Annotated in this window: 20 protein-coding genes; 10 read left to right on the top strand and 10 right to left on the bottom strand. The window is 45.4% G+C overall.

The features are described 5' to 3' along the window. Positions 1 to 73: 73 nt before the first annotated feature. Positions 74 to 1513 (bottom strand): nickel pincer cofactor biosynthesis protein LarC, encoded by a 1440-nt coding sequence (larC, locus tag QUB11_RS20080; protein ID WP_333205590.1) that lies wholly within the window; start codon positions 1511 to 1513, stop codon positions 74 to 76. Between the two features lie 75 nt (positions 1514 to 1588). On the opposite strand from larC, the gene QUB11_RS20085 reads away from it, so the two are divergent. Both QUB11_RS20085 and QUB11_RS20090 read left to right on the top strand, forming a co-directional pair. Then, the gene (locus QUB11_RS20085) at positions 1589 to 2254 is read left to right on the top strand and encodes an L-threonylcarbamoyladenylate synthase (protein WP_333205589.1); all 666 of its coding nucleotides are present in this window, start codon (positions 1589 to 1591) and stop codon (positions 2252 to 2254) included. A 358-nt stretch (positions 2255 to 2612) separates the two neighbouring features. Continuing rightward, positions 2613 to 4046 (top strand): transposase, encoded by a 1434-nt coding sequence (locus QUB11_RS20090; RefSeq protein WP_333205588.1) that lies wholly within the window; start codon positions 2613 to 2615, stop codon positions 4044 to 4046. Positions 4047 to 4255: 209 nt separating this feature from the next. Here QUB11_RS20090 and QUB11_RS20095 read toward each other — a convergent pair whose 3' ends face one another. Beyond that, positions 4256 to 4540, bottom strand: a complete 285-nt coding sequence (locus QUB11_RS20095) for a DUF427 domain-containing protein (protein ID WP_190738299.1) — start codon at positions 4538 to 4540, stop codon at positions 4256 to 4258. 97 nt (positions 4541 to 4637) lie between these two features. On the opposite strand from QUB11_RS20095, the gene recQ reads away from it, so the two are divergent. From recQ to QUB11_RS20115, 4 genes are all read left to right on the top strand, one after another. Continuing rightward, the gene (recQ, locus tag QUB11_RS20100) at positions 4638 to 6833 is read left to right on the top strand and encodes a DNA helicase RecQ (RefSeq protein WP_333205587.1); all 2196 of its coding nucleotides are present in this window, start codon (positions 4638 to 4640) and stop codon (positions 6831 to 6833) included. Between the two features lie 60 nt (positions 6834 to 6893). Further along, positions 6894 to 7310: a hypothetical protein gene (locus QUB11_RS20105; protein ID WP_333391547.1), complete on the top strand. Its 417-nt coding sequence runs from the start codon at positions 6894 to 6896 to the stop codon at positions 7308 to 7310. Between the two features lie 69 nt (positions 7311 to 7379). After that, on the top strand, positions 7380 to 8018 hold the full coding sequence (locus QUB11_RS20110) for an AAA family ATPase (RefSeq protein WP_333391549.1): 639 nt from the start codon (positions 7380 to 7382) through the stop codon (positions 8016 to 8018). Further along, positions 8018 to 8704 (top strand): hypothetical protein, encoded by a 687-nt coding sequence (locus QUB11_RS20115; RefSeq protein ID WP_333205585.1) that lies wholly within the window; start codon positions 8018 to 8020, stop codon positions 8702 to 8704. The genes QUB11_RS20110 and QUB11_RS20115 overlap by 1 nt, the downstream gene beginning before the upstream one ends. Positions 8705 to 8822: 118 nt before the next feature. Here the strand turns inward: QUB11_RS20115 and QUB11_RS20120 are convergent, their stop codons facing one another. The 8 genes from QUB11_RS20120 to QUB11_RS20155 form a co-directional block, all read right to left on the bottom strand. Beyond that, positions 8823 to 9563: a peptidylprolyl isomerase gene (locus QUB11_RS20120; protein WP_333205584.1), complete on the bottom strand. Its 741-nt coding sequence runs from the start codon at positions 9561 to 9563 to the stop codon at positions 8823 to 8825. 85 nt (positions 9564 to 9648) lie between these two features. Beyond that, complete coding sequence (locus QUB11_RS20125; protein ID WP_333391551.1) at positions 9649 to 11667, bottom strand: calcium-binding protein; 2019 nt, start codon at positions 11665 to 11667, stop codon at positions 9649 to 9651. Between the two features lie 149 nt (positions 11668 to 11816). After that, entirely contained in the window at positions 11817 to 12056 is a 240-nt protein-coding gene (locus QUB11_RS20130) for a hypothetical protein (RefSeq protein ID WP_333391553.1), read from the bottom strand. Positions 12057 to 12184: 128 nt separating this feature from the next. Then, complete coding sequence (locus QUB11_RS20135; protein ID WP_333205577.1) at positions 12185 to 12445, bottom strand: hypothetical protein; 261 nt, start codon at positions 12443 to 12445, stop codon at positions 12185 to 12187. A 110-nt stretch (positions 12446 to 12555) separates the two neighbouring features. After that, a complete protein-coding gene (locus QUB11_RS20140; RefSeq protein ID WP_333205577.1) occupies positions 12556 to 12816 on the bottom strand; it encodes a hypothetical protein in 261 nt (86 codons plus the stop codon). Between the two features lie 598 nt (positions 12817 to 13414). Beyond that, positions 13415 to 13870 (bottom strand): HetP family heterocyst commitment protein, encoded by a 456-nt coding sequence (locus QUB11_RS20145; RefSeq protein WP_333205576.1) that lies wholly within the window; start codon positions 13868 to 13870, stop codon positions 13415 to 13417. Between the two features lie 144 nt (positions 13871 to 14014). Next, complete coding sequence (locus QUB11_RS20150; RefSeq protein WP_333205575.1) at positions 14015 to 15823, bottom strand: HlyD family efflux transporter periplasmic adaptor subunit; 1809 nt, start codon at positions 15821 to 15823, stop codon at positions 14015 to 14017. Between the two features lie 271 nt (positions 15824 to 16094). Beyond that, positions 16095 to 19262 (bottom strand): peptidase domain-containing ABC transporter, encoded by a 3168-nt coding sequence (locus QUB11_RS20155; RefSeq protein WP_333391555.1) that lies wholly within the window; start codon positions 19260 to 19262, stop codon positions 16095 to 16097. Between the two features lie 1019 nt (positions 19263 to 20281). Between QUB11_RS20155 and QUB11_RS20160 the strand changes: the two genes are divergently transcribed. From QUB11_RS20160 to QUB11_RS20175, 4 genes are all read left to right on the top strand, one after another. Then, on the top strand, positions 20282 to 20419 hold the full coding sequence (locus QUB11_RS20160) for a hypothetical protein (protein ID WP_333205573.1): 138 nt from the start codon (positions 20282 to 20284) through the stop codon (positions 20417 to 20419). Positions 20420 to 20687: 268 nt separating this feature from the next. Next, entirely contained in the window at positions 20688 to 21779 is a 1092-nt protein-coding gene (locus QUB11_RS20165; protein ID WP_333391556.1) for a hypothetical protein, read from the top strand. 221 nt (positions 21780 to 22000) lie between these two features. Further along, a complete protein-coding gene (locus QUB11_RS20170; RefSeq protein ID WP_333205571.1) occupies positions 22001 to 22309 on the top strand; it encodes a UPF0175 family protein in 309 nt (102 codons plus the stop codon). 239 nt (positions 22310 to 22548) lie between these two features. Further along, positions 22549 to 24498 (top strand): long-chain fatty acid--CoA ligase, encoded by a 1950-nt coding sequence (locus QUB11_RS20175; protein ID WP_333205570.1) that lies wholly within the window; start codon positions 22549 to 22551, stop codon positions 24496 to 24498. The last annotated feature ends 71 nt before the right edge of the window (positions 24499 to 24569 follow it).

Consider the following 24569-nt stretch of genomic DNA (forward strand, 5'->3'; position numbering starts at 1 on the left):
TCCCGCCCGTCCTTTCTGGACGGGCGGGACGCCCATCCCACTTTCAAGAGTGGAAGTTATTTAATTCTCATTCCTAACCTCGATCGTACCAACTTTGCAGCGCCAAGCGGTGAACTTCCCGCCAGCTAATATTTTTAAGTCTGGCAATTTCCGCGCAATCTTCGTATTCCGGCTGTACATTAACAATCGTTTGTCCAGACTTCGCAACTTTTATCTTGATTTCGCCGTATTCTGTTTGAACGGTCTGGATTTCTCGGTGTAAAATAGTTCTTTGTTGAGTCGATCGCCTAATTCCCAAAGTAGTAGTCTCGCGAAAGATAACTGCTTCACAAGCATCCTCAAATTCTGGATGACAAATCGCAGTTAACAAAACCCCCAGCCGCGACTTTTTCATCACAATTGGGGCAGTAAAAACATCCAGAGCTCCGGCGGCAAACAAAGCATCAAAAACATAGCCGATCGCCTGCGGACTCAAATCATCAATTTGCGTTTCCAGTACCGTAATAGTTTCTATGGAATTGGTAATTGGTAATTGGGAATCCGTAATTGGGAATTGAGTATTGTTTAAAAACTTCCCTCTTCCTTCTGCCCTCTTTCTGACATCCGTTACATCCGTTACAGAATCCGTTGCCGAACTTCCTTCTGACTTCTCCCCAATCCAGAGGCGCAAAATATTAGGAATTGCCAGGTTTCGAGAACCTGCACCCAAACCAATGGCCTGAATTTGCATCGGCGGTGGCGGGCCGAAAGCGGAGGCGAGAGTACAGGCGATCGCAGTTCCCGTAGGAGTGCACAATTCGCGATCGATCCCATTGCTATAAACCGGCACTCGGTGCGTTTCCCACAACCGCATCACCGCCGGCGTCGGCACCGCTAATCGGCCGTGGGCCGCCTTCACCGTACCGCCACCAGTGGGCATCGCCGAAAAGTAAAACTCCTCAATATCCAACCAATCCAAACCCAAACAAGTACCCACAATATCAATAATTGCATCCGTCGCCCCCACCTCGTGAAAGTGAACCTCGCTGGCGGGGATACCGTGTACGGCACCTTCTGCCTCTGCTAATTTGCCAAATACGGCCAAACTCCAAGCTTCCACGCGCGGAGGCAATTTTGCAGAGACGATGATCTGCTCAATTTCGGGTAAATTGCGGTGATGACTGTGGCTAATTTCTGCATCTTCTTCCCCGTGACTGTGAGAATGTTCTTCCCCGTGATGATGATGGTGGCGGCGGGCGTCGAAAGTCGGGGATTCCGTTTCTGAGGGATCGAGTTCGGTAGCAGGATTTTCCGGTTTTAACGACAAATCCGCAGCTAAATCGACATAAAATTTAGTTGCTTGTTGAGTATTCCGGTGGACTAATTCCGTCCGCAACTGGTACTCTGTCGAAATGCCGAGCAAATTGAGTTTTTCGATTAGGTATTCTAAAGGAACGCCGGCGTGGACGAGAGCTCCGATGCACATATCGCCAGCAATGCCGGTTGGACAGTCAAAATAAGCTATTTTATTCATTGTTAACAATTAATTTTTAGCATTGATTGTTTCACTCGATATTTCGATCGCCCACTTAGCCTGCAATATCTTAACATGGCAACTATTTACGAAGTGCATCCAGTTGCACCCCAAAGAGACCGGATCGAGAAAATTAACAAAGCTCTAAAAGATGGGGCCGTGATGCTTTATCCGACAGATACAGTTTACGCGATCGGCTGCGATCTCAACTCCAAGTCTGCGGTAGAACGAGTCAGGCAGATCAAGCAACTATCCAATGATAAGCCTTTAACGTTCCTGTGTTCCTCTCTGTCAAATATCACCGACTATGCTGCTGTCAGCGATGAAGCATACAGAATTATCAAGCGGTTAATACCGGGGCCTTATACATTTCTGCTGCCAGCTACTAAGTTAGTGCCGCGGTTGGTAATGAACCCAAAACGGAAAACCACTGGAATTCGCGTTCCCGACCAGCGGCTTTGTTTTACACTGTTGGAAGCCTTGGGAAATCCAATTATTTCAACATCCGCTAACATTACCACAGATGATGAAGGTGCAGCACCAGTCCCGGCCGGAAAAGCAGAAAGCTTTGGCAAAGCTGAGCTGTTTGACTGTTTTTCAAAGTTAGTAGATGTCATTGTCGATGACGGTTCCGATCCGGGATATCAAGTTTCTACCATTCTCGATTTGACACAAAGCGAACCGATTGTTGTTCGCCGTGGTTTGGGTTCGGAAGCTGTTGCCGTTTGGGAAAAAGATTAAAATTTGAGGATGCTTTCGCTTCTCCAACAGTCCGCCGGGGGTTCAAAACCCCCGTCTCATAGCGAAAGTCCTCTCAAAGAGGACTGTTAAATATAGCGGTTATGGTATTGAATTTAATTAAGCTCTGTCCTATATTTTAACTAACAGCCGGGAAGTCCCTCGGTATATTTAGAGGGGATTAATCTGAGCGCTGCGCGAAGTACCCCGAATAAATTACCGCAGGGATGTCCAGAAGCGTCGGATGGAGGGACGGAAGCCGACAATTAGACATTGCAAGTACCTTTAACTTTGATGTACTTTCTAAACATTAAACTGAAAAAATGGTACATTAAAGTAGGTCGAAAAAAGGAAGTTTCCGATGCAACTGACATACAAATACCGCCTCAAACCCACAAAAGCCCAATTAGCAACAATTGTGGCTCATTTAGAACTCTGTCGTCGGCAGTACAACTACCGACTCGGTGAAAGATTTAGATGGTGGGAAGCCACGAGAACCCCTATGAACGCTTGCCCATTGATTGTTTCGATAGTTCCTGTTGAGGAGATTTATCAAAATATTCCCTTAACCAGAGTGCAGACTAGGGATGGTAGAAAAAAGGATGAATCAGGCAATCCTTTAACTAAAAAGGGTGATGTTTTCTCGAACATTGAAGGCGGATATGTACAGTGGCAAACCATACAGCTTGCCGACATTAAAAACACTAAAAAGCTATTTCCTGATTATAAAGTGTTGGATTCTCAGGTTTTACAGGATGTAGTAAACAGGGTGGATACTTCCTTCTCAAATTTCACCACGCCGGACAAAAATGGCAATCGTAGAGGCAAGCCCAAGTTCAAAGGACTTCACTACTACAAATCTTTCACTTATCCTCAATTAGACAACTTAGATATTGTCAAGGACGAACAAAATAGGATTTGTATCGACCTCGCAAAGATAGGTCAAGTGCCTATGGTTTTCCATCGTCCAATACCAACAGGATTCAAGGTCAAGACGGGTACAGTTATCAGAGAAGCGGATGGGTGGTATATTTCCCTGACGCTAGAAGATAAGACGGTTCCCGTAACGGTTGCAGAAATTCAACCGACTGAAGAAAACACTCTTGGTATTGACTTGGGAATTACTAATTACGTTTACCTATCCAATGGTGAAAGAGTTGAAAATCCTAGATTCTTGAGAAAATCTGCCCAGAAATTAGCAAAACTTCAAGCGAAGCTGGCTAGTAGGGTTAAAGGTTCTAAGCCTTGGAAAATAATCAAGGATAAGATTTCTAAACTTCACCAGTTTATAGCTAGAGCTAGACTAGATTTTCAATTCAAAACGGCACAGCTGCTCTTCGGCAAATGTGATGTTTTAGTTGTTGAAGATTTGAGTGTCAAAAATCTGACTAGACGTGCCAAACCCAAGACCGATATTGAGGATGGCAATTTAGTTTATTTGCCAAACGGTCAGTCAGCTAAAAGTGGTTTGAATAAATCCATGCTTGATGCTGCTCACGGACTATTCGCCAGCGTTCTCAAATATGTCGCCTGGAAATTAGGTAAAAGCGTTTTGTTTGTCGCTCCAAAAGGAACTTCTCAACATTGCTGGAATTGCCTCAACAAAGTTCCAAAAGACTTGTCGGAGCGCTGGCATTCTTGCCAATGTGGGGAATCTTTGGATCGAGATGAAAATTCAGCCAAACTTATAAAAAAGATTGGCCTGAGTTACGAAAGTGGCGGGGGAACTCCGTCACTCAAAAAAGCCTTTGCAGAAAAGGAAAAAGAAGCCTGCGGTCTAACGGTAATCCGTTGACCGTCAGGTTCGTTCACAGGATTGACAATTATCAGAGGAGCAATCGCTATCAGTAGATATTAGATATTATTTCTATTTGAACTCATCGCAACTTATGTTATTCCTCCCGGATTTCCACAGTCGTCTTAAGACGACTTCAGCTATGAGCCAGGGAATTAATTCCCTGGCGGCCTGTCGGAATCGCCAGCTAACAAACCTGCGGAAAAAACCTAAGCCTCTACCTTAACTCCTTTCCAAAAAGCAATATATCCGGCAATATTTTTAGCAGCATCTTTGGGAGTAGGATAGTACCAAGCCGCATCTTTATTAACTTGTCCGCCGACTTCGACACTGTAGTAACTAGCAACACCTTTCCAACCGCAAGTAGTGTGAGTGCTGCTGTCCTTGAAATACTCACGGTTAATGGCATCGGCGGGGAAATAATAGTTGTTGTCTACAATTTCGCACTTGTCGCTCTCGGCCAAAACGGCACCATTCCAAATTGCTTTCGGCATCAGTTTTTCTGCTTAAATTGAGATTCTCAATTATTGTAACTGTATTTGTGCTCAAAAGGCATAGAATAGTTGAGAAGCCAACAACCAACTACTGCAAATGTCAGCGTCTCATCCGCCAATATCTTCTGTGCCACTGTCCCTGGAACAAGCTCTTAAACATTTTTTTGGCTATGACTCTTTCCGTCCGGGACAGCAGGAAATTGTCGAAGCTGCTTTACAAAAACGGGATATGATGATTGTCATGCCGACGGGCGGTGGCAAGTCTTTGTGTTTTCAATTACCGGCACTGTTGAAACCGGGATTGACCGTGGTTGTTTCGCCGTTAATTGCTCTGATGCAAGACCAGGTGGAGGCTTTGCAGGATAATGGAATTGGGGCGACTTTTCTCAACAGCACTTTGAGCAGTCAGGAAACCCGATCGCGCGAAACAGCAATTCTCGAAGGTAAGATTAAATTGCTCTACGTTGCACCCGAACGCTTGCTCGGCGAGAGATTTTTACCGTTTTTAGATATAGTAGCAAATAAGTTAGGAATTTCGGCATTTGCGATCGACGAAGCCCACTGCGTTTCGGAATGGGGGCACGACTTTCGACCAGAATACAGGCAAATGCAGCGAGTGCGCGATCGATATCCCGACATTCCCATTATGGGACTAACCGCCACCGCCACCGAGCGCGTCCGCCAAGACATCATCCAGCAGCTAACTCTGCGAAATCCCTACATCCACGTCGCCAGCTTCAACCGCCCCAATTTATACTACGAAGTTCGCCCCAAAACCAAGCACAGTTTTGCCGAAGTTTTGCAAATCATCCAAAAAAAAGGCGGTTCGGGAATTATCTATTGCCTCAGCCGCAAAAAAGTTGACGAAGTTGCCTATAAATTGCAACAAAGCGGCATCCAAGCCTTACCCTACCACGCCGGCATGAACGATGTCGATCGCGCCACCAATCAAACCCGCTTCATTCGCGACGACGTGCAAGTAATGGTAGCCACAATAGCCTTCGGTATGGGCATCAACAAACCAGACGTGAGGTTTGTAATTCACTACGACTTACCCAAGAATCTCGAAGGATACTATCAAGAATCCGGCCGCGCAGGCCGAGACAACGAACCCGCCCATTGCAGCTTATTTTTTGGCTACGGCGATGTCAAAATGATCGACTACATCATCGAGCAAAAACCAGATCCGCAAGAACAACGAATTGCCCGCCAACAGTTGCGTCGAGTAATCAACTATGCAGAATCCACCGAGTGCCGACGCACAATCCAGTTAAGTTATTTTGGCGATTCATTCCCAGGAAACTGCGGTACTTGCGATAACTGTTGCAACCAAAAACCCGTAGAAGATTGGACAATTGAGGCAATGAAATTTCTTTCTTGCGTCGCGAGATGCCAAGAAAAATTCGGCATGAATCACATTATTGACGTGCTGCGCGGTTCAAAAAATCAAAAAGTATTGCAATACCAGCACCACCAACTTTCTACTTACGGAATTGGCAAAGATAGAAGTGCCGAAGATTGGAAAAAATTGAGTCGTTCGCTGTTAAATCAAGGTTTTTTAGACGAAAGAACAGACGGATTTCCCATTTTGAAACTGAATGAAAAAAGTTGGGAAATTATGAAACGTCAGCGCACAGTTGAAATCGCCATTGAACCCCAGCGGGAAGTACAGGGGAAAGTTCGTTCTTTGGCAGTAGAAGTAGAAGCTTTATTTAGCATACTGCGGACACTACGCAAGCAAATTGCCGACGAACAATTTGTGCCACCTTACGTGGTTTTTGCTGATAAAAGCTTGCGAGATATGGCAGAAAAACGCCCGCAAAATCTCACCGAATTCGAGGAAGTTTACGGCGTTGGCAGCAACAAGCGAGATAAGTACGGTAAGGTTTTCTTGGAGGCAATCCGCACTTTTTGCCAAGAACAAGGATTGCCAAGTGGTGCTGCATCTTCTGAGGCCGCTAATCTTCCAAATCTTTCCAACGTTGCGTCTTATTCGCAGATGCAAACCTGGGAATTATACCGACAAGGTTTGACAGTTCAAGGCATTGCCAATGCGCGGGGTATGAGTCCTAATACTATTTCTGGGCATCTGATAGAATTGATGGAAATGGGCAGGGAAGTTGATATAAATTTGTTGGTGGAATCGGAACGCCAGCAGGCCATAGTGTACGCTATTGAAGTTATGGGGGATGAAAAACTGAGAGCAATTTATGATTTTTTGGAAGAACGTTATACGTTTGAGGAGATTAAGTTTGTGCGCGCTTGGTGGCGGCAAAATTATGTCGGTTTTTAACCGCAGATGTAGGCTGATGAACGCTGATGGGCGCAGATAATTAATAGAGAGGAGGGGGAAATGAGAATTAAAAAAGTAGCTTTTTGGGATTATTTACGAGAGTGGCGTTTTGAACCGATATATTTTTCCAACTTGGCTTTATTAGTTGGTGTCTCCGGTGTCGGCAAAACACAAATTTTAAAAGGAATTTTGAATTTACAGCGAATAGCTAATGGTGCTTCGTTAAACGGTTTAGCATGGGACGTTACATTCTCGACAGTAAACAATGTAGAATATCGCTGGCAAGGCGAATTTGAAACGCAAAAAGTCCCTGCTATCATTCCTACTGAGGAAGACGAAATTAATAAATTTAGAATAGTTCGAGAACATCTATCCAGAGAGGGAAATGTAATTATAGAAAGAAGCAATAATGAAATTAAATTCAAAGGGGAGACAACGCCCAAATTATCGCCGTTTCAAAGTGCAGTTGAAATTTAAAATCAAGAAGAAGATATTTCACCTGTCCAGCAGGCTTTTAATGAAATCATTTATAGCGACAATTCTAGCTTGTTAAATGGAATTTATGGTATCCCTGTAAGGGTACTATCGATAATTTCCAATAATAATTTTGCTTTGGAAAATGTTCAAGCAAGTGATATGCCAATTCTTCTTAAACTGGCTTTAATAGCTCGCCATTGTCCCGATATATTCGATAAAATAAAAACTAAATTTATAGATGTTTTCGAGCAGGTAGAAGATATTAAACTAGAAGCATTAGAAGATAACGCAAATCCATCTTTTACCCGTTTTCCTATTCAAATCAAAGAAAAGGGTGTTAACGATTGGATTTTCCAAAACAATATTTCTTCAGGAATGTTGAAAACTCTCATTCATATTAGCGAATTGTACTTATCGCCCGAAGGCACGGTAATCCTGATTGATGAATTTGAAAACAGCTTGGGAATTAACTGTATCGATGTTGTGACAGATTTGATTGTGGAAAATAGAAATATTCAATTCATTCTCACCAGCCATCATCCTTACATAATCAATAATATTGGGATGGAGCACTGGAAAATAGTGACTCGCAAAGGTGGGGTTGTAACTGTCATAGATGCTAAAGATTTGAACTTGGGAAAATCGAGGCATCAAGCTTTCATGCAACTGATTAATCTTGAAGAATACAGCGAAGGAATTAAAGTTTAATGAATCTGTATTTTTTGGTCGAAGGAACACAATCGGAGAAAAAAGTTTATCCGGCTTGGCTGTCTTACCTTTTACCGGAGTTGCAGCGAGTTGACAATTGCGATGATGTGACTCAAAAAAATTATTACCTGATTAGTGGTGAAGGATATCCTTCGTTATACAATTATATCCCGCCTGCGATCGCGGAAATCAACTCAAACGGAAAATACAGCTATTTTGTAGTGTGTCTGGATGCCGAGGAAAATACTGTTGCCGAACTTACAACTGAAATTGAGGATTTTTTAAGTCAGCAAAAATTGAAATTAAACAATGCAGAACTTGTGCTGATATTTCAGAATCGATGCTTGGAAAGTTGGCTGCTAGCCAATCGGAAGATTTATTATAAAAATCCTCAAAACAAACCTTTATTAGATTATAGTAGATATTATGATGTTTCAGTTAACTGTCCTGAAAACATGGGAAAATATCAAGAGTTTAATACTCACGCTCAGTTTCATGGAGCTTATTTGAGAGCGTTATTTGAAGCTAAAAATATTACGTATTCTAAGAAACGACCGGGAGATGTACTCAAGCCATTTTATTTGGGACAGCTATTGAGCCGAATTAAAGTTCATCCAGAACAACTGACTACTTTTCGCCAGTTTATCAATTTTTGCAATATAGTTAAATCCAAATTGCCAAGTTAAACGTAACAGTTATACGACTTATGTAGAACCTCTAGATGAGGGCTCCATGCACACCACACCGAGAGCGCTATAATTCGCCCGTCAAACCACTTAGGCTTCTCTGTGCTCCGCGCGCAACCTACACTTTAGAAGTGTACAATAAATGGTTGACTTCGTTAGCCAGCCATTCGTTAAACAGATTGTGCAATATTTCTTGATACCGTTCAGGGGTTAATTCTGCCGGGAGAAACTTTTCAACCAGGAACAAGTGATATCCTAGCTCTGTTTCAATGGGACGAATTACTTCTCCGGGTTTAGCGCTAAATACGGCGACGGCTATGTCTGGTTTTAAACCCCACCGATAAACCTTGCCTTGGCAACCGCATATATGCCGACGATTTTCGTCAATATCGTAAAGGTGAGCGGCATCAAAAAAGCTGATTTCTCCTTCTTGAATTTGATAAAATAGTTCTTGAGCAAGCTGGGGGTTGGCAAGAACTATTTGATAAAGAATTATTTGGTCGAATTGCAATTTGTTTTGAATAAAAATCTTTTCTACTTCTTTGCTGAACAAGTGTTCGGCTAGTTTTTGGGCAAGGAGCCGATCGCAAATTCCGGCTTCTAAATCTTCTACAGAAATCATCTGATCGACCAGCCAAGCAATCGTATCCGCCGCTTTCTCCAAACGCTTCTCGCGGCGGAGCTGGTCGCCCACAGCTTGAATTTCGTCGGGAGTCACAGTTAACCCCCGTTCCCGGGCGGCTTTCTCAATAACTTTTTTCTGCAAAACCTTTTGACTAAATGTCTTTATTTGCTGGTCTTGTCTGAGTTGGTCGATGATTTCACTTGCTTCAATCAATGGGCCGTAAAAGTCCTTCATCTTTCTCTCTCCACCCATATAACTTTATTAACTTCGTCCCCCGACGCTTCCTGGGGGGTAGTTGGTGTTAACGGTTAACGGTTAGCTACAAGATGTCATTTGGCAAACTAATAAAATCAGCATTGCTCAAAGTTGTTGCACCCGCTGCGTTAACTGTTCCCAAAACAACAGCTAAAATTCGATCGCCATTATTTGAACTAAACTTGACCAGAGTCGCGTCTGCTGTACCGGAACCGTCAGTATCAAACGCCATGAGTGTCAAGTCTGCTACCGAAAGCCCCCCTGTCAGCCCAATTTTATCGCCTTCAGCGGGATTGAAATCAAGGACTCGATCGGCTAACAATGGATTAGCTGCTGCACTCGCTGTTTCCGGTCTAAAGGCAAAGGTATCAGCGCCACTACCTCCAATCAATGTATCGCTGCCGAAGTCGCCGCAAAGAAAATCGTCGCCGTTGCCACCAATCAGTAAATCTTGACCTTTCCCTCCCCGCAAAGTGTCGTTTCCATCGCCTCCATCGATCGCATCATCACCTCTGTTAGCTTGGACAATATCGTCGCCGCTTCCTGCAAAAATTCGATCGCTCCCGCTATCGCCACTAATCACATCGCTGTCGTTGGTGCCGAGCCAATATCCGTCGCCGTTGCTGTCGTAGCTGATAGTTAATGCTGCAGGATAGTTTTCTGGGGCGACCATTTCTGGAGGCGGGGTTGTCTCAGCATTGCTGTTGTTCGTATTCTGATCGGGAAGTGCGATCGAATTATTGCTGTTACTGTTATCTGTGGGATTAGAAGTGATCGCGCTGCTGCCACCACCACCGGTACCGATCGCATCCTCATTATTTGAGGGTGTTGGCGGTGTTGGCGCTGTTGGCGCTGGTGTTGGCGCTGGTGCTGGCGCTGGTGCTGGCGCTGGCGCTGGTGCTGGCGCTGGTGCTGGCGCTGGTGTTGTGATGTTAGTTGTGATGTTAGTTGTGATGTTAGTTGTTGGTGGATCGCCTGTAGTAGCGGTTGCTTCTGCACTGCCAGAAGTAGCTCCCGGAGTATAGGCTGTCTGATTGCTAGTGCTACTGCCTGTGGGGGAAGTTACTGTCGCGCTGCTGTTGTTAGTAACACCTTGATTATTGGCGATCGAGCTCGTTTCGCTCGAACTGCTACTCTCTGAAGGCGCTGGCGCTGGTGCTGGTGCTGGTGCTGGTGCTGGTGCTGGTGCTGGTGCTGGTGCTGGTGCTGGTGCTGGCGTTGGTGCTGGTGCTGGCGTTGGTGCTGGTGCTGGCGTTGGTGCTGGTGCTGGCGTTGGTGCTGGTGCTGGCGTTGGTGCTGGTGCTGGTGCTGGCGTTGGTGCTGGTGCTGGTGCGGGTGCTGGCGTTGGTGCTGGTGCTGGCGCTGGTGCGGGCGCTGGTGTTGGTGCGGGCGCTGGTGTTGGCGCTGGTGCTGGTGCTGGTGCGGGCGCTGGTGTTGGCGCTGGTGTTTCTGCTGTGGCGCTAGTAGTTGGCGGAGTATCTAAACCACTGCTAGCTGAGGCGCTCGCACTGCTAGAAGTGCCACCGGGAGTCGATGCTGTCTGAGTGCTGGTGCTGCTTGTCGGAGAAGTCGCTGTCGCGCTGCTGCTGGCACCGCTGCTGTCTCCTAACGGTGCAGGTGCAGGTGCAGGTGCAGGTGCAGGTGCGGGCGCAGGTGTTGGTGTTGCTGTTGGTGTTGCTGTTGGTGTTGCTGCCGGGGCCGAAGCTGTGGCACTTGTCGTCGGAGAAGCCCCCGACGAGGCTGTAGCGCTGCCGCTGCTCGAGGTGGCTCCCGGAGTATAGACTGTTTGGCTGCTGTTGCTAGATTCTCCTGTAGGGGAAGTGGCTGTCGCGCTGCTTGTACTGCCTGCACCGCTGTCGGAAGTCGATGAAGTGGATTGGGCAGAAGTGCTGCTGCCTCCTGAAGCCTCGCTGGGAGTAGAAATGTTAGAACTGTTAGCTGTTGGGGCTGATGCTGAAGATGCTGAATAGTTAGTAGGTTCACTACTATTTGCACCAGTTCCACCCGCTAACAAGCTCAAGTCTTCTGGACTGCTGCTACCCACCGTTGGGGTAGGAGGAGCAGATGCGTCTAATTGAGGCATCGCTGTTAATCTCCTTAAAATTTGTTTTAAGTTTGATAAATCAACTGAAGATTGCTGTGGGTAAAAGCAATGGAGCTATACATTTTTATTGTGATTTCATTACCCTATCGAGATAATAGAAATTATTTAATTTCTATTATTCACGGAATCTAGTTTGGGAACTTGGGAAATGACGGGGGAGTGTAGGCGATCGCAAATACCTGACCGTAACCAACCGCTAGAGAACCACCGTAAGGCGAAGATACTGCCCAAGACTGAGAATTAGCAGCAGTTGAGGTGAATGCACCGATCGCGGAGCTAAAAACACTGATATCGACTGAAGCAAAACCGCCAACAATATTGCCTTCGTCAGAAATTTTATCCAAATATGTCAAATTCTCAATTCTCATTGATTTTTACCTTTATCTGATTATTATTCTTGGATACGGCTGTATTTTTGACTCGAAAAATGTGTAATTCTATCGTTCCGCTGCCAGTAGTGCGGACTTAATTATACTAGCAGCGGGCGACTGAATTCCTAATCGGAAACCGATACGGAAAATGCACCGGATGAACTCGAAAAAGGAGTCGTAAATGTGCTGGTAGCAGCCTTGGTAAATGAGCCATAACCGATCGCACCGGCACCAGCGTCGGCTACCGCTACGTTACCAATTGCTATACCAGCCGTCAGTGAAATGAAAGAAACTTTGCCGACAATCAAATCAAATTCAGTGAAACCGCCTTCGATTCTGGTTGCTTCGGAAACAACTTCGACATGGTTCAGGTCAGAGATAATCATGGTTTTTTCCCTTTACTATTGCAGGTTTGCTTGACTAAAAAACTGTGTAATTCTATCGTTTGGCTGCCAGTAGTTCGGACTTATTTAACTAGCAGCACTTGACTGAATTCCTAATCGGAAACCGATACGGAAAATGCACCGGATGAACTCGAAAAAGGAGTCGTAAATGTGCTGGTAGCAGCCTTGGTAAATGAGCCATAACCGATCGCACCGGCACCAGCGTCGGCTACCGCTACGTTACCAATTGCTATACCAGCCGTCAGTGAAATGAAAGAAACTTTGCCGACAATCAAATCAAATTCAGTGAAACCGCCTTCGATTCTGGTTGCTTCGGAAACAACTTCGACATGGTTCAGGTCAGAGATAATCATGGTTTTTTCCCTTGTTGGTTAACTGCTTGCTCGAAGCAATCTTGTTTGCTTTCGATGTACCTAATATATCTGGACTAATTAGAGCTGTGTTGCCAATTTGGCAGATTTGTGGAAAATTAAAATGTAAAGTTAACTTCATAAATATTTGTATTTTTTTGGTCAAAATCTACAGAAAATAGATGTATTTTGACATAGAACAACCAGCCTCGTTTTATTGTCTATTAACGAGACTGGAAGATTGTAGTATTGGGTTCAATTGATAACTTGTATAGATAAAGACTGCCCCGGCTAAATCGCAGGAATTACAGGTCAACCGATTTTAGATTTTAGATTTTAGATTAAAGAATTGAATCAACGTAAAACGTTATTATCTTAGATACCCGACTTCTTAAAGAAGTCGGGTATCTGGGTATTCCGTTTTTTTAGGTTGACCTACTTAACAAAGTATTAGGTACGATCGCCACAGCGTGTTGCCACTTTGGCAGATTTATCGACAGCGCGGATGTTCGACACTCAAAAACCCGATCGCCCGCGGTGAGTCAACCAAAAAACAGGTACACCCAACGCCCGCAACCGGGTTGTCGGTCAATCGACTAATTTACTTACCCGCCCAATTAAACCAGCGCGTCTTAAATCCAGCAAAAAATCCTTGATTGTGAACATCAACCGCCAACGCCGAGATAGGTGAACCTGGGCCGACTACTTCAGCTACAAAACCTGCGGTATCTGAGTGCAACTCGCTACCAATCTGAATTGCATCACCCCCTCGAACTCCGGCTCGTTTTTCCCTCACCACTTCCACATAATCTAAATCCGCAATTTTGCTCAGCGCCGGCTGAGTTTCCGATTTCCTCGTTTGACTGTTTTCCTTCAGCAAGCGGTTGGAAGTACGGTAAGGGATATAGTCGAGAGGGTTGTAACCGGTGCACCGCAAAAGTAAAAAACAAGCCCAAGAATACTTTCCTGCCAGGATGGCTGAAATTATCTCATCCAATTGTTCTGGTTTGATTCCAACTTGGGAATGATTGGCAGAATGGTGAAATTGGGAATTCATAGTTTTATCCTGTTTTTTGTAAATTAGTTGACTGTTGACTGTTGACTGTTGACTGTTGACTGGAAAGCTAATAACAACTGACTACTGACTACTGACTACTGACTACTGACTACTGACTACTGACTAATGACTAATGACTAATTTCTACAAACTCATGCCGCCCTTTTGTAGCTGCTTGAGAGGGTCAAGCAAAATGTCGGCTATGCTGCGCTGGCGAATGACTATTTCCGCAGTAGCTGTTTGGCCAGCTTTGAGTTTCCAGGTTTGATTTTTGGCTTTCACTGAGTCTCGATCGATACTCACTTCCACCCGGTAAAAAACACCCAATCGCTCGTCTGTTTTGGCATCGGGCGAAATAGATAAAACTTTTCCCGGAATCACGCCGTAATTTTGATAAGGAAAAGCATCGAATTTGACTTGCACCGGCATTCCGGTTTTGACAAATCCCGCTTCTCGGTTCGGCAAACTGACTTCCAGCACCAGAGGAGCCTGATTCGGAGTCATTTCTGCAATAGTTTGACCCGGTTGAACTACTTCACCAGTGTTGTGAATGTTGAGTGCGGAAATCACTCCGCTGACGGGTGCGTAGAGAAATCTTTGTTTGAGCTGATTTTTTGCTTGAGCGAGCAGGGTTTGGGTTTCGGCAATTTTGGATTTGACTTGATTTAATTGCATTTCCAACTGCTGAATTTTTTGCTCTTTTTCTAACTGCGTTTGGCGCGCTGCAGCTTGTTTGCTGGCGGCTTCGGCTTGCAGTCGATCGACTTCTGCCAGTTGTTGAGTTAATTCACCTTGGGCTCTAGAAATGGCGCTAGTTCGATCGCGCAAATTTTGCTCGACTTCAAACAACCTTTCCTTAACCCCAGTTGCATCAGACAGTTGACTCCTGATGGCAGCACTTTGTCTGTCGCGAACGGTTTGCTCGACTTCAAAGGCGCGATCGTCAGCCTGAGTTGTCTCTCCCAACTGGCTTCTAATCACGGCATTTTCACTTTCTCGCAGAGCTTCCTCAGCTTGAAACAATACGTCTTTTGACAGTGCTCCTTCATCTACCAAAGGTTTGAGACGCGCGATCCGCTCTTTGTGAGCCACCACTTTTGCTTGCAATTGCGACAGCAATTCTTGAGTCTTGCGTTGCAATGGTTTCACCTGATCGCGCCGCCCTTGCTGGGAATTAATATCTGTTTTCAGTTGCGAGAGCAAGTCTTGCACATCCTTTTCCAGAGGTTTGAGCTGTTGTTGCCGCGCTTGCTGAGACACTAAATCTGCTTGCAATTGCTCGATTTGAGACTGCGTGGTGGCCACTGAAGCGATCGCACGGGCGATCGCAGCTTCAGCCCCCCGCTTGTCTGCAGCAGCAATAGCTTGGCTCGCTTCAACTTCCAGTTTAGTTCTCTCGATCGAACTCATCTCTTGCATCAATTGAATCCGATAAGAGTCCAGAATTTTATCAAGACGCTCCACCTCGCTCTGAGCATTCGACGGGTCTAATTCGGCCAATAATTGTCCAGCTTTGATTTTTTGACCTTCTTTGATAGCGAGGTTAATAATTTTTCCCGTCTCCGTCGGGTGAATTTTGTAAACAGCGCCTTTGGGAACTAATTTGCCCTGAGCATGACCAACCTCGTCAATTTTTCCCAAAGTTGCCCACGCTCCAAAAGCTACGGAAAAAACCATTCCTCCTAATATCAACCGCTGCGGAAAAGATACTGGCGGCTGGTCGAGTACCGAGTGCAAAGAAGTAGACCAATTATTAGCATCTGGCTGCCGTAACTGTAATTTTGCAATATTGATACCGTCATTAGTTTGAGATGAGCGATTTTGAGATTCGACAACTTCTAAAGAGCGCTCTTTTTTTCGGGTTTCGTTTTCTTGCCTAGAAGCTACGCCCCCATAAACTTCGCCTATTTCGTTAGGAGCGTGGCCTAATTCTTTGGCATCTTCTGAAAACATTTTATTTCCTCCAAATTAGTCTGTTGACTGTTGGCAGTTGACCGTTGTTAGGAGCTATCAGTCAGGAGTCAGAAGTTAGGAGTCAGAAGTTAGGAGTCAGAATTCAGTGAAAATGATATTTAGTCTTGTGTTGGTTGCTAATGACTAATGACTAATGACTAATGACCAATGACTAATGACCAATGACCAATGACCAATGACTAATGACTAATGACCAATGACTAATGACCAATGACCAATGACTAATGACCAATGACTAATGACTAATGACTTAAATATCGAGTTGTTGCTGAGCGAGGTGATAGTAAAGTCCGCGTTCAGCCATCAATTCGTCGTGGTTGCCTTGTTCGGCTAAAATGCCTTTGTCTAGAACCAAAATGCGATCGGCATTACGCACCGTAGACAACCGATGAGCGATAATAAACGCAGTGCGATCGCGACTAATGCGGGCGAGATTTTGCTGAAACCTGCGCTCAGATTCGGTATCCAGCGAAGAAGTTGCTTCATCCAAAACCAAAATCCGGGGATCACCCAAAAGAGCGCGGGCGATCGCAATTCGTTGTCGCTGGCCCCCAGACAAACTCGTTCCCCTTTCCCCCACAGGAGTTTGATAACCCAGCGGCATATCCTGTATAAAAGCGTGAGCTTCTGCTAGCTTTGCCACTTCTATCGCCTGTTCCAAGCTTGCAGAAGCAGCATCATTTCCGTTTTTATACAGCGTAATATTTTCCAAAATCGTTCCCGAAAACAAGAAACAATCTTGAGGAACAACACCCAACTGAACTCGCAGCGACTGCAAAGAAATGTGCCGAATATCGTGGCCGTCAATTGTCAGCCGCCCCTTTTCTGGATAATAGAAACCTTGCAGCAGCTTTACCAAAGTGCTCTTACCCGAACCGCTGCGGCCGACAATTGCCACAGTTTCTCCAGCTTGCACCTCAAAGGAAAGATTTTGCAGCGTATTGCGTTCCTCATCCTGAGAATAGCGGAAAGAAACATTGTCAAACTTGACGTTTCCCTGAATGCGAGGCAGCACCAGCATTGGCTTGTAAGGGCTTTCTTCAGGTTGGGCAGAGAATACATCATCCAAACGCTCGATCGAAACCAGCACTTCTTGAAACTCATCCCAAAGTCCCACCACTGAAAGCACAGGAGAAATTACGCTCCCAATCATCATATTAAAAGCAACAAATTGACCGATCGTCAAATCATCTTGAATCACCAGCATTGCCCCATACCACAGCAAAGCCGTACTCCCCAAAGTATTAATCCCACCCCCGATCACCTGCAAAGAATTCGCCAACTTCTGCCCGCGAAATTTAGCATTAATCATGCAGGTTAATTGGTCTTCCCAGCGCCAGCGCATTTCTCGCTCAGCAGCAGTTGCCTTAACCGTCGCTACCCCAGTAATCATTTCCACCAAAGATGAATTTTGCTTGGCACTTTCGGTAAAAACCTCCCGCGACACTTTTCGCAGGAACGGAGTTGCCACTAAAGTCAAAATCACGATCGGCGGAATCAACGCCAGCACCAACAACGCCAGACGCCAGTTATAGTAAACCATCAGTCCGATGTAAACTACAGCCATCAAAGCATCCAACCAAGCCGTAATAGCTTGGCGGGTCAAAAATGCCTGAATTTTTTGATTTTCCTGAACCCGCGTCAAGATATCGCCCACCTGACGAGATTCAAAAAACTTAATCGGCAAACTGAGAGTGTGACTGATAAAGCCACTAATTAAAGTCAAGTCAATGCGGTTCGATAAATAATCCAGCAAATACTGTCTCGTTGCACCCAACAACGTTCGCCAAACACTAAACAGTAGCAGCCCGATCGCAAAAACGTGCAGAGTTACTACGCTTTTGCTGACAACCACTTGGTCGAGAATTACTTGGGTAAATAGGGGAGTAACTAGACCAAATAATTGGAGCAACAAGGAGAGGATCAGAATTTGGGCGATCGCAGCCCGGTAGGGCCAGACTATGCCCACAAAATTTTTAAGTTTGATACCTTGATGTTCGGCACTGTGATTGCGGTATAGTTCCGCTGTCGGGTCTAAAATTAGGGCGTACCCAGTCCAATTTTCGGTAAAAATTTTAATGCTCATCCACCGCTTGCCCGCCGCCGGATCAGCCACTAAAACCTGTTGATTTTTAAAGCGATAAACTGCCACGTAGTGATTGCCTTGCCAGTGAGCAATCCAGGGATTTTGATTTCGCAGCGGAGTTAAAGAAGCTCGCACGGGACGGGTTTGAAATCCCATCCTTTCCGCTGCTTTTGCCAGACTCTTGAGCGACGCGCCGCTGCGGCCGATTTCTGCCAATTCGCGCAAGTAATTTAGGCTGAATTTTTTACCCCAATATTCGCTAATCATGGCTAAACAAGTAGCTCCACAATCTGCTGCGCTCTGTTGTTGAATGAATGGGTGTCGGCTGTTCAACCATCGCCGCTGCTTTGGTTTGGGAAAGCTGATGATTCCGGCTGCGGGTTTTTGCTGAGCAACAGCGGTTAATTTTGATGGCTCGGTTTGTGAGGTAGATCTGGCATCTTGGGGCGGCGTTACTAAGCTTAAAATTTGAGGCTTGCGGATGATTTTAGGGCGGGAATTACTTTCGGAACTAATTGTGGCTTGGGCGATTTCCCACTGTTCGCTGCTAAGCTGGTAAATTATCAGGTCTGTTACCGCTATCCAGTCGCTCTTTACGTCTGAATGTTCCCAGTTACTGCCGATAATTGGCGGTGCTTGACCTTGAATTTGACCGCTGCGGAGCCAAAAAATATTGTTGGAGTTTTGGCAATGCTCAGCGAGGGAAACTCCGGCCGGAATTCGGCTTTCTTCTATGTAAGGAAGTAAGTGGGGCCACAGAAGCTGTTGTTGGTGGGGAGGGAGCGATCGCAAATCTGTTTGTGTCTTGAAAAATATTAACCGCTGTCGCTCTTGAAATTCTTGCTGCCAGTGCTGTTGCAGTTGCGGGAATTCCTCTAAAATAAGCTGCAATGTGGTGGCCGCAATTCGACCGATTTGGCAAGTGCCAGCCGCAATTGCCCTGTAAGGCAGTCCGTTTTCAATAAATAGGTTATCTGTCCCAAATATTGCTCCGACTCCCAGTACCACCGCCGAAATTTCTTGCTGTTGAGACGCTTCTACCGCTAGCAGCCTGACTCTTCCCTCGCAAACTAAATAAAAATTGCGTGAAGCGAAGCTATCCCGTAGGGAATCGCTCTGTTTTTTTTCAAGGAAATTGTTGCTATCTGATGTTTGATATTGAGTAATTTCATCTCCGAGTTGAAACTCGCAAATTTCACAGGCTGTATTTAATTTCGCCACTAAAGTCTGCCCTGCACCGACTTCCTCGAAAATTTTCTGAATAGCCGGGAAATTTTCCAAGGCTTCTGGGGTTTTAAAAATTTGATTTCCCACCCCTAAATTTTTTTTCATAACTTACCCTGTCAAAAAAGTGTTTCAATTTTTTTGAATTACAACTAACCCGGTTATGAGCAATTTTTATTGGTTTAGTTGCAATTTAGTTGGCTTACAAACTGTTTGTCGATATGTCCGACTAACACCTCTTAGTTACGACATCCCTTCAACGCCTTTAGGATATATAAAATTGCGTTTTTTCAGGATTGTGTGGTGATTACGTAAGTGTGGTTTTGGCTGGCTCTCAGTTTAACTTACAGAATCGTGGTTTTGGCTACCTTTAAGGGCAATCTTTACGTAATCTTTATAATACTACCGTAATTATACGGGATATTTGTGAAGATTCTGTGAAGCTGAGCGCTCCAGTTGTTGTGCCTGGTATACGTATATACACGCAAAACTTTACATTCAGGATTCAAAAACCATCAATTTTTGACGCTTGTTTGTGAAGTCGAGATTCCGAACATTGTCAAGAAATATTGATGGCTGTTAGTTTGTAGCAGCAATTCAAGCAATTAATTCACCATCTAATCTGGGTATGTAACGAATTAAAGTAAAATAAAAAGTTTTGCTTTTGATAACGGCCTTCCATTTGGGGGCATTGGTGACAAGTTAAGACTTAATTGCATTTGTCAATCAGTAATATTACTTAAAAAAACTGCTTTTTTAGGAGTGGAAAATTCACGATTTGAGAGAGAGTAAGTATAAATATCACCCTCGGCATGATTCCTCGATCGCCCAAATCTCAGTTTGATGCCCAAAATCCGAGTAAAAGTTGAGCATAATTGCTGATTGACAAATGCTTTCTTAGCTTAACTTGTTACCAATGATTTGGGGGTGACTTCTGTGATGGCCTAAACCCATCACTATCGCTACCCATCACTATCCGTCTAAACCCCGATTAAAAGTATCGGTTTCTCTGCGTAACGAATTTTGTGCGATCGCACTCAGTGTATTTGTTCTCCAAAAGCAGGGAATAGTGTAGAATCCAACAACCAACTCAGGAAATTGTCGAACCTGCTTTACAAAAACTGGATATGATGATTGTCATCCCCACGGGCGGTGGCAAGTCTTTGTATTTTCAATTATCGACACTGTTGAAACCAAGATTGACGGTGGTGATTTCGCGGTTAATTACTGTGATGCAATGCCAGACACTTGTGGCGACTAATTAACTATGCAGAATCCAGCGATTGAGAGCATCTCAATGAAAGCCGCCCTCCGCTAGAAATTCGAGTTAGGAGTCAGGAGTCAGGAGCCAGGAGAAAAGAGGAAGAAGGAAGAAGGAAGAAGGAAGGAGCCAGAAAAAGTGTTTTTACAAATATGAGATGCTCCCCAGCGATTGCCGCCGCACAATCGAGTTAAATTATTTTGGGGATGGGAGGAAGGGTACTTTTCGGCACATCTTAGCCCTATCATCTGTTGTTTAGTTCACCCTACTTCATGCCGTTTCACCTGAGTTCGGCTCAATCAAGGCAACTGCTAGTAATTGAGCAGCCTGCACCTTACTCATTGCGGCTTCCCAAATGCCTTTTGCACAATAGCTGTAAAAGTTACGAACAGGCAGAAACAATGAAAGCTACTGGTAAGGTGTATACAATTGATTTGGCTGGAAATCAGTATCAAAGCCTTCGCTACTTGCAAAGTCGGGCGAGGATTAACTCCCTCATCGACCATTATATGTCATTGGAAGTTTTGAGCGATCGACTTTCCGATCTACCCCAGCAATTTTCCGCCCCGCATCCCCGCCCTTGGGAGCCCATAGATTGGCAAGGAATCAATCGCGACCAAATTATTGGTGTCAAGCCAGAAATCTTTTTACAAATTTTGGCAAGTGCGGCAGAAATTGAAGCTCCCATCCGCAGCTACGGTAGAGAAAGTTGGTGCTACTTACAGCATATTTACCCGCAAATGGCGCGGTTTATGGGAGGAATTTTTGATGCCAATGGCAACATTCTAGAGATAGGTGTCTGGGAAAAAGAAGAACGCCAACATTGCCCGACATTTAGGAAAATTTACCAGCAACTTACAGCCGACAAACTGCAAGTTAAACCGAACTCTGTTAAGGGTTGTCAATCCACAGGTGACGCTTGGCAAGATACCTATAAACACGTGATTAGTCGCCTGAGTACCGAGTGGGGAGCTACTTCTGTTTATTTATGGTTGATGGTACACTCAACAGGAGCGTTGCAACAGGCAATTTCCCAGCCTTTACAGGATGAAATTAATCATTTGGCTAAGTTTTGGGGTTTCAGCCGCTGGGCATTCTCCCAGAGTTATTTCAATCAAATGAAAGGGTCTACCAAAAACCTGATTGCTTTGCTGAAACACCATCAGATTGAACGCACGCACGGCAATGATGTGTTTAATAATTCACTCAGTCTCAAACAGCTTTCTTTGGTGTTGGAATTGACTTTTACATTCACGCGAGTGATGGTGCGTTTGCGGCGCTGGAACCGCGAGCTCAGTCGCAGTTATCTCAGACATTTGTTTGGCACAGCACCGATGGTTGATGCACCGCGCAAGATCGCTTAAATCTGAGATATTGCATGAGTTTCATGAACAGGCAAGATGCCTGTTCCACTCATAGTTAAATTTTATTGGGTAAGGTGTACCCTAAGCACCCAGCTATGTTAAAGTGCTGACAGAAGATATACTCGTTTTAATCTTGAAGAATACAGCCTATGAATCAAAGTTAAATGAATCTGTAACGATCGCACTTCAGAGACAATTGAAATTAAAATGTACTATAAATCATGCAAATTACGATCGACATTCCCGACAATCTCCCCCTGACTGAAGCCGATGTGAGGATAGAATTGGCGATCGGACTTTATCAGCAGCACAGCCTCAGTCTAGATAAAGCCGCTCAAGTCGCTGCAATGTCTGTGGACGACTTCTACCAACTATTAATCGGTCGCCATATCGTCATCCCGCACGCAGATCCCGATGACGAACCCACCGAAATCGTCCTAGCCAGTCTCCGTAACTCCCTCCAGCAAATTAAAGAAGGTAAATTACACCCTATTTCCGAACTGTGGGAGGGGATTATCCATCGCGTTTGAAAAAGTAACCAAATTCATAATAATGCTAGACCGATCGCACTAAAAGTAACTACTATCAAACTTGCTAAATTCATGTGTTTCTGTGCAACTATAATTTTCATCATCTTGCATCTCTAATTTCCTGAATAGACAATGGCAGGTTGGTAAACTGTCACGACACTGCCAGATAGTTATAAAATAACTGTGATATTAAACTTATAGCCAATAACTTTATCTCCCTAAACTCAGGAAAATACCCTATGAACAACCCAGCATCCCATACATCATCTCAAATGACCGATCGCGATCGCGCGAACCTCAGCAAGCTGATCGATTACAGTTCCATTCGATCAATACCCGAAATTTGGGCGATCGTCAAACAAAAATTCGGTCAAACCGTCGCCCTCCACGACCCCCACACCCAGCCAGAAATCAAACTCACCTACACCGACCTGTACCAACAAATCCAGCTATTCGCCGCTGGCTTACAAGCCCTAGGCATCGAACAAAATCCCGAAGAAGCAGTCCCTCCCCGCGTCGCCCTCTTCGCCGACAACAGTCCCCGCTGGCTGATAGCCGACCAAGGTATCATGATGGCCGGGGGCGCCAACGCCGTTCGAGGCGCCACCGCCGACCCCGAAGAACTCCTGTACATCATCCAAGACAGCGGCAGCACCGCCTTGGTAGTCGAAAACCTGGCATTACTGAAAAAACTGCAACACCGCCTCCCAGATTTGCCCATCCAACTCATCGTCCTCCTCTCCGACGAAGAACCGGAAACCAGCCAAACCCTAAGCACAGTCAAATTTTCCCAAGTGATGACCACAGGGGCAAACCGTCCCCTCAAACCCACCAACCACAAGCCTCAAACCCTTGCCACCCTCCTCTACACCAGCGGCACCACCGGCAAACCCAAAGGCGTCATGCTGACTCACGGCAACCTGCTGCACCAAGTCACCACCTTCGGCACAATTCTCCAGCCCGAAGCCGGCGAAGGTGTTCTCAGCATCCTCCCCAGTTGGCACGCCTACGAACGCAGCGTCGAATACTTCATGTTTTCCCAAGGATGCACGCAAATTTACACCAATATTCGCTATTTCAAACAAGACTTTAAAGCCTACAAACCCCAGTACATGATTAGCGTTCCGCGCATCTGGGAATCGATTTACGAGGCAGTACAAAAGCAATTTCGAGAACAGCCAGCCAACAAACAAAAATTGGTGAAATTCCTGCTATCGGCTAGCCAGCAATACATAGAAGCCCGCCGCGTTTTCCAAGGATTAACTCTCAATTTGAAACCGGCTTCTGCTTCCGAAAAATTCATCGCCCGCATCAAAAGCATTTTATTATTTCCCGTCCACGCCCTCGCCGAAAAACTGGTTTACCAAAAAGTCCGGGAAGCTACGGGAGGACGTTTTAAGTGGGCAATTAGCGGCGGCGGTTCTTTGGCCACGCATTTAGACAATTTCTTTGAAATAGCGAATATCGGCTTGTTAGTGGGATACGGTTTAACCGAAACTTCGCCGGTTTTAACTGTGCGCCGCCCTTGGCACAATCTTAAAGGTTCTGCAGGACAGCCCATTGCCCATACGGAAATTAAAATAGTAGACCCGGAAACCAGACAGCAACTGCCCACAGGCCAGCGCGGCTTGGTATTGGGCCGCGGGCCGCAAATCATGGCAGGTTATTATCTTAATCCCCAAGCGACTGCCAAGGCGATCGACTCCGAAGGCTGGTTCGACACCGGGGATTTGGGCTGGCTGACACCGGGAAACGACTTAATCTTGACCGGGCGGGCCAAAGATACGATCGTCCTCACCAACGGCGAAAACATCGAACCTCAGCCCATAGAAGACGCCTGCGTCCGCAGCCCCTACATCGACCAAATTATGCTAGTAGGTCAAGACCAGAAATCCGTCGGCGCCTTAATTGTCCCCAATGCAGAAGCCGTGCAGAAATGGGCAGAAACTCAGAATCCCCCCATACACGAAATTGACTGGAATAGCAAGACAATTCAAGATTTATTTCGCAAAGAATTGAACCGAGAGGTGCAAAATCGCCCTGGATACCGCGCGGACGATCGCATCGGCCCGTTCCGGTTGATTCAGGAGCCATTTTCGATGGAAAATGGAATGTTGACCCAGACCCTGAAAATTAAGCGCCCGGTTGTGACGCAACACTACCGCGATATGATTGACGGGATGTTTTGAAATATTCGCTGGACTTGGGGAATGGAAAAGAAAAAATTATCCCAACACCCGAGTCCCGATTCCGAGTCCTC

Origin of the sequence: Microcoleus sp. B6-A1 (assembly GCF_036705085.1) — a bacterium.
Classification (GTDB): Bacteria; Cyanobacteriota; Cyanobacteriia; order Cyanobacteriales; family Microcoleaceae; genus Microcoleus.